Raw genomic sequence first — 1,313 nt, 5'->3', positions numbered from 1 at the left:
AAATCCATTATTGTCTTATTTTGTAACGCAACAGGGATAAAACCAATGGAACTCTCTTGGACCACTTTTTCATTAGAACTCATTAATTTTCTTATTCTCATTTGGATTTTGAAACGCTTTCTTTATGAGCCCATACAAAAAACCATATTAGAACGAAAAAAAAGAGTGCAAGAACAATTAGAGACTGCACAAACACTGCACAGGCAAGCAACGCAATTGCAAACAACCTATGAACATCGCCTTGCCGATTGGCAACAAGAGAAAGCGACCCTACACAACGAGTGGCATGAGGCGATGGAGCAATGGAAATCAGAAGAAAGACTCCGGTTTGAACAACAATTGCGTCAAGAAAAAGAGCAGGTTTTTTCCCATGAAATGCAAAAAGCCGCAGCCACCATTGAAAACAATGCCAAGGAAGCGTTTCTATTGGCTGGGAAATTTGCTGAAAAATTGTTAATGCCTTTTGCGGATGCCCATCTTGAAGAGAACATCATTAAAAAAACCATTGAGGATCTGAATCATTTTCCGGTAGAACAATGGCAATGGCTCAATACTGTGCCGGAAGAAGAAACCATTTCGATACAAACGGCCTACCCCATCCAAGAACATCAGAAACAGGATCTCTTGCAAGTCATTGAACAATTGTCGCCTAAAAAACTTACCGTCTGTTTCACGGAAAATCCAAAGCTTCTCGCGGGATTAACCCTGCAAATGGGCCCCATGTGCTTGCAAGCCAATCTTCGTGATGAATTAAAATTCTTTACAGAGACAAAAAATGAATTGGCCTAACACCCCTTCTTTTCTTGAGAAGCAACGACAACGCCTTGAGCGCTATCAATTTCAAATCAAGGTATCCGAACAAGGGCGGGTGGTTTCTGTTGGAGATGGGATTATCTGGATTAAGGGCTTACCAAGGGCTGCCATCGATGAAATTCTTATTTCAGAAGATGAGTGCTGTATTGCCATGGTGTTCCATCTCACCGAAGATCTGGTTGGCGCTGTGATGCTGGTACAAACCAAAAAATTAAAGGCAGGCACCCCTATTTTTCCTCTGAAACGCGTATTGAGTATTCCAGTAGGCGATAAACTGCTTGGGCGGGTGATTGATCCTCTAGGCCATCCATTAGACGGCGGTGAGATTCCGCCCCATGAAGAACAAGGATTACTGGATAGGCTGTCCCCACCTATTCTTCACCGCGACTTTGTGAATCGACCATTGTACACGGGAAATAAGATGCTTGATAATCTAATTCCCATCGGAAAAGGACAAAGGGAGTTACTGATTGGGGATAATGGGCTTGGTAAAAGTGCTT

Annotated in this window: 1 protein-coding gene and 1 pseudogene; both read left to right on the top strand. The window is 42.7% G+C overall.

Annotation, left to right across the window (positions count from 1 at the left end; all coding sequences use genetic code 11):
- Positions 1 to 45 precede the first annotated feature (45 nt).
- Complete coding sequence (locus ACWTEW_RS30170; protein ID WP_454783627.1) at positions 46 to 789, top strand: F0F1 ATP synthase subunit delta; 744 nt, start codon at positions 46 to 48, stop codon at positions 787 to 789.
- A pseudogene (locus tag ACWTEW_RS30165) lies at positions 776 to 1,313 on the top strand (F0F1 ATP synthase subunit alpha); the annotation flags it as partial. The gene ACWTEW_RS30170 and the pseudogene ACWTEW_RS30165, both read left to right, overlap by 14 nt.

It is taken from the genome of Legionella stuttgartensis (assembly GCF_977063405.2).
This window is presented reverse-complemented; position numbering and strand designations above follow the sequence as displayed.